Genomic DNA, 5,767 nt, shown 5'->3' on the forward strand with positions numbered 1-5,767 from the left:
CCGTGGACGTACGGCCCTACGGCGGTCCCGGCGGCGAGGACTGGTTCATCGTCTCCGACCTCGGCTGCGCGGTCGGCGGGGCCGGCGGCATCGGACAGCGCGACGAGGGCGTCGTCCTGGGCGTCGGCGGCGCCTCCACCACCCTCGCCGGCATCACCGTGCGCACCCCCGTCGCCTCCGCCCTCGACCTCGGCACCGGCTCCGGCATCCAGGCGCTGCACGCCGCCCAGCACGCCACGCGCGTGACGGCGACCGACCTCAACCCGCGCGCGCTGCACATCACGGCGCTCACGCTGGCACTGTCCGGCGCGCCCGCCGCCGATCTGCGCGAGGGCTCGCTCTTCGAGCCGGTCCGCGAGGACGAGACGTTCGACCTGATCGTCTCCAACCCGCCGTTCGTGATCTCCCCGGGCGCCCGGCTGACCTACCGGGACGGCGGCATGGGCGGGGACGATCTGTGCCGCTCGCTCGTTCAGGAGGCGGGGCGGCGGCTGACCGAGGGTGGGTTCGCGCAGTTCCTCGCGAACTGGCAGCACGTGGCGGGGGAGGACTGGCAGGACAGGCTCAGGTCGTGGGTGCCGCGCGGCTGCGACGCCTGGATCGTGCAGCGCGAGGTGCAGGACGTCACGCAGTACGCCGAGCTGTGGCTGCGGGACGCCGGCGACCACCGCGGGGACCCGGCGGAGTACCAGGCGCGCTACGACGCCTGGCTCGACGAGTTCGAGGCGCGCAAGGTCAGGGCGATCGGCTTCGGCTGGATCACCCTGCGCAGGACCGGCTCCGCAGAGCCCGTCGTCACCGTGGAGGAGTGGCCGCACCCGGTCGAGCAGCCGCTCGGCGAGACGATCCGGGCGCACTTCGACCGGCTCGACTACCTCCGGGCGCACGATGACGCGGCGCTGCTGGACAGCCGCTTCAAGCTCGCCCCCGAAGTGGTCCAGGAGCAGGTCGGGCTGCCCGGCGCCGAGGACCCCGAGCACGTGGTGCTGCGCCAGCACCGCGGGATGCGGCGGGCGACGAAGGTGGACACGGTCGGCGCCGGGTTCGCGGGCGTGTGCGACGGCACGCTGAGCGCGGGCCGCATCCTGGACGCCATCGCGCAGCTCGTCGGCGAGGACCCGGTACTGCTGCGCGACCGCACTCCCGCCCAGATCCGGCTGCTGGTGGAGCAGGGCTTCCTGGAGCCGGCGGGGGACTGAGGACCGGCGGCGGACCGAGCGGCCGCGCGCACGGTCGTACACCGTCGCGCGCGCTGTCGTGCCCCGCGGCTCCGGGGCCCGGAGAGGGTCCCGGAGCCGCGGGGCACGCCGCTCTTCGGAAAACGGCCGGAAAAATATGGCCGAGGAACCCCGAGGGTATCCATTCGCTCGTGTGTTCGAATTTGCGTAGACCTCCCGTTCACCCCGGAGTCGCCCGCCCGTCTCCCGTGCGTGCCACTCTCCCCGCGCCGGGCGGAACCGGCGGCGGAAAAGGGGTGGGCGGGCGATGGAGAGTGGACCGGCGATCTTCGCGGGAGTGGTGTTCGCCCTGTTCGGAGCCGGTCTGCTGATGTGGACCGGGGTGCGGCTGCGGCGCCGGGAACCGGTGGCCGTCGGTGTGAGCCGGATCGCATCCGCCGCCCTCGCGGGCATGGCCGGAACCGTCGCCCTGGCCCTGGGCGGGTACTGCCTGACCCGGCTCTGAGGCCGTGGAACGCCGCTCCTCCGGGTAAGGGGAGCGTTACGCTCCGGACAGGGGTGCGGAAGCGGCCGGGCGGTCCGGGCGGCAGGAATGCCGGTAGTCGGGTTACCGTTCGAGTGGCCGTTGTGGGCTTTTCCCGTTTGACACGGGGGCGGGATGTAGCGTCACACTCCGCAGCGTCACACGAGCCAGCAGTACGCCGCGACCCCGGGACCAAGGCCTGGGGAGGCCCCAGCGTCGACCGGAGAGAAGAGCGAAGTTGTCCCCGACCAGCGAGACCGCACACGGCGGTCGCCGACTCGTCATCGTCGAGTCGCCTGCCAAGGCGAAGACGATCAAGGGCTACCTCGGCCCCGGTTACATCGTCGAGGCGAGCGTCGGGCACATCCGCGACCTTCCCAACGGTGCCGCCGAGGTGCCCGAGAAGTACACCGGTGAGGTCCGCCGCCTCGGTGTGGACGTGGAACACGACTTCCAGCCGATCTATGTCGTCAACGCGGACAAGAAGGCCCAGGTAAAGAAGCTCAAGGACCTGCTGAAGGACTCCGACGAGCTGTTCCTCGCCACCGATGAGGACCGGGAGGGCGAGGCGATCGCCTGGCACCTCCAGGAGGTCCTGAAGCCGAAGATCCCGGTGAAGCGGATGGTGTTCCACGAGATCACCAAGGACGCGATCCGCGCGGCCGTCGCCAACCCGCGCCAGCTCAACCAGAAGCTGGTCGACGCCCAGGAGACCCGCCGCATCCTCGACCGCCTCTACGGCTACGAGGTCTCCCCGGTGCTGTGGAAGAAGGTCATGCCCCGGCTGTCGGCCGGCCGCGTGCAGTCCGTCGCCACGCGACTGGTCGTGGAGCGGGAACGCGAGCGCATCGCCTTCCGTTCCGCCGAGTACTGGGACCTGACCGGCACCTTCGCCACCGGCCGCGCCGGAGACCCGTCGGACCCGTCGTCGCTGGTCGCGCGCCTTACGACCGTCGACGGCAGGCGGATCGCGCAGGGCCGGGACTTCGACTCCGTGGGACAGCTCAAGGGCGCGGGTACCCTGCACCTCGACGAGGCGACCGCCCGCGGCCTCGCCGCCGCCCTGGAGAACGCCCGCTTCGCCGTGCGCTCCGTCGAGTCCAAGCCGTACCGCCGCTCGCCGTACGCCCCGTTCCGTACGACGACGCTCCAGCAGGAGGCGAGCCGCAAGCTCGGCTTCGGCGCCAAGGCGACGATGCAGATCGCGCAGAAGCTGTACGAGAACGGCTTCATCACCTACATGCGTACGGACTCCACGACCCTGAGCGACACCGCGGTCTCCGCGGCCCGCGCCCAGGTCACGCAGCTGTACGGCGCCGACTACCTGCCGCCGCAGCCGCGTACGTACGCGGCCAAGGTCAAGAACGCGCAGGAGGCCCACGAGGCCATCCGCCCGTCGGGTGATCGTTTCCGCACGCCCGCGGAGACCGGTCTGACCGGCGACCAGTTCAAGCTCTACGAACTGATCTGGAAGCGGACCGTCGCCTCCCAGATGAAGGACGCGACCGGCAACAGCGTCACGGTGAAGATCGGCGGCACGTCCGCCGACGGCCGGGACGTCGAGTTCAGCGCGTCCGGCAAGACGATCACCTTCCACGGCTTCCTGAAGGCGTACGTCGAGGGCGCCGACGACCCGAACGCCGAGCTGGACGACCGCGAGCGCCGGCTGCCGCAGGTCGCCGAGGGCGACGCGCTGTCCGCCGAGCGGATCACGGCCGACGGCCACGCCACCAAGCCCCCGGCCCGGTACACCGAGGCCAGCCTGGTCAAGGAGCTGGAAGAGCGCGAGATCGGCCGCCCGTCCACGTACGCGTCGATCATCGGCACGATCCTGGACCGCGGCTACGTCTTCAAGAAGGGCACGGCCCTGGTGCCGTCCTTCCTGTCCTTCGCCGTCGTCAACCTGCTGGAGAAGCACTTCGGGCGGCTCGTCGACTACGACTTCACCGCCAAGATGGAGGACGACCTCGACCGGATCGCCGCCGGTGAGGCGCAGGCCGTGCCGTGGCTGAAGCGCTTCTACTTCGGCGAGGGCCGGGGCGTCGGCAGCGCGGCCGAGGCGGGCAACGGCGACGGCGACCACCTGGGCGGCCTCAAGGAGCTGGTGACCGACCTGGGCGCGATCGACGCCCGCGAGGTCTCCTCGTTCCCGGTCGGCAACGGCATCGTGCTCCGCGTCGGCCGCTACGGCCCGTACATCGAGCGCGGCGAGAAGGACACCGAGGAGCACCAGCGCGCCGACATCCCGGAGGACCTGGCGCCGGACGAGCTGACCGTCGAGCTGGCCGAGGAACTGCTGGCCAAGCCCAGCGGTGACGTCGAGCTGGGCACCGATCCGGAGACGGGCCACCAGATCGTCGCCAAGGCCGGCCGCTACGGCCCGTACGTCACGGAGGTGCTCCCCGAGGGCACCCCCAAGACCGGCAAGAACGCGGTCAAGCCGCGGACGGCCTCGCTGTTCAAGTCCATGGCGCTCGACACGGTGACGCTCGAGGACGCGCTGAGGCTGATGTCGCTGCCGCGGGTCGTCGGCACGGACGCCGACGGCGTGGAGATCACCGCGCAGAACGGCCGCTACGGCCCCTATCTGAAGAAGGGCACGGACTCGCGTTCGCTGCAGTCCGAGGACCAGATCTTCACGATCACGCTGGAGGAGGCCCAGGCGATCTACGCCCAGCCGAAGCAGCGGGGCCGGGCCGCCGCCAAGCCGCCGCTGAAGGAGCTGGGCGAGGACCCGGTCTCCGGGAAGCCGGTCGTGGTCAAGGACGGCCGCTTCGGACCGTACGTCACCGACGGCGAGACGAACGCGACCCTGCGCTCCGGTGACAGCGTCGAGACGATCACTCCTGAGCGTGGTTTCGAGCTGCTCGCCGAGAAGAGGGCGAAGGGCCCGGCCAAGAAGACCGCGAAGAAGGCGGCGGCCAAGAAGACCGCTCCGGCGAAGAAGACCGCCGCCAAGAAGACGGCCGCGAAGAAGACGACGGCCGCCGCCAAGAAGACGACCGCCAAGAAGACGGCCGCGAAGAAGACCGCGGCCTCCAAGGCGTCGGGCTCCGGCGCGGAGGACTGACGGCGGACCCGGGGACGGCGGCCGGCCGAGCCTTCCCGGGGTGTGGCTTCCTTGCCGGTGGTCGGTGACGGCCCTCTCGGCTCGGCCGCCGCTTCGCAGCCGGCTTCGCGAAACGAACGCCCGCCCCGGTGCCCTCGCGGTACCGGGGCGGGCGTACGTCCGGACACGCGAGGTGTGGTGTCGGCGGCTGCGGATAGGCTGAACGCATGACGCGAGCCGAGCAGCCAACGGCCCACCCCACAGCACCGGACGACGCCCTGGTCGCGGACTCCCGCGAGCGCGCCGTCCGTTCCCTGCTGCGCCGACCGCAGCTGAGGCGCCTGTGGAGCGCGCAGCTGGTGAGCGGTGTCGGCGACACCCTGTCCCTCCTCGTCCTCGTCGTACTGGTCCTCCAGGCGTCGGTCGCCGAGGGCTCCCTCGGCGGCGGCTACCGGGGCATGGCGTTCGCAGTGGCGACGGTCTTCGCCGCGCGCGTCCTCGCCACGCTGCTCTTCGGCGCCGTCCTCCTCGGCCCGCTGAACTCGCTCCTCTCCGAGGAGGGCCCGCTCGACCGCCGCTGGACCATGGTCGGCGCCGACGGCGTGCGCGCCGCGCTGCTGATCGTCGCGCCCCTGTGGATCGACTGGATCCCGGGTGACGCGCTCGTCGTCCTGCTGGTCACCGCCTTCGTCACCGGCGTCGCCGAGCGGCTGTGGACGGTGTGCCGGGAGAGCGCCGCCCCCGCCCTGCTGCCGGCCCCGCCCCCGGAGGGCGCGACCGTGCGGCCGCTGCCGGACCACCTGGACGCCCTGCGCCGCCTGGCGTTGCGCACCACCTTCCTCGCGGTCCCGCTGGCCGCCGCGGCCCTGGTCGCCGCCGCCCTGCTGAACAACCTGCTGGGCACCGGCGTGGCCTGGTTCGACCAGCACCACGCGGCCCTCGGGGCGTACGTGGCGGCGGGTCTGTTCGCCGCCTCCCTGTCCGTGCTGACGTCCCTGGAGGTGCCCGGCACGCGCA

At 71.9% G+C, this 5,767-nt stretch carries 3 protein-coding genes and 1 pseudogene; all 4 read left to right on the forward strand.

All coding sequences use genetic code 11. The annotated features are described in order from the left end of the window. On the forward strand, positions 1-1,199 hold a 1,199-nt coding region (locus tag H5J33_RS21140; RefSeq protein WP_181796494.1), incomplete at its 5' end, for a class I SAM-dependent methyltransferase. 286 nt (positions 1,200-1,485) lie between these two features. Next, positions 1,486-1,683 (forward strand): hypothetical protein, encoded by a 198-nt coding sequence (locus H5J33_RS21145; RefSeq protein ID WP_181796495.1) that lies wholly within the window; start codon positions 1,486-1,488, stop codon positions 1,681-1,683. A 256-nt stretch (positions 1,684-1,939) separates the two neighbouring features. Then, on the forward strand, positions 1,940-4,771 hold the full coding sequence (gene topA, locus H5J33_RS21150) for a type I DNA topoisomerase (protein ID WP_181796496.1): 2,832 nt from the start codon (positions 1,940-1,942) through the stop codon (positions 4,769-4,771). Between the two features lie 206 nt (positions 4,772-4,977). After that, positions 4,978-5,767 (forward strand): annotated as a pseudogene (locus tag H5J33_RS21155) (dTMP kinase); the annotation flags it as partial.

Source organism: Streptomyces sp. WELS2, assembly GCF_013870595.1.
Taxonomy (GTDB): Bacteria; Actinomycetota; Actinomycetes; order Streptomycetales; family Streptomycetaceae; genus Streptomyces.

Excerpts from the sequence above, each read along its gene's own strand:
- H5J33_RS21145 (WP_181796495.1), top strand. The coding sequence starts at position 1,486 with ATGGAGAGTGGACCGGCGATCTTCGCGGGAGTGGTGTTCGCCCTGTTC.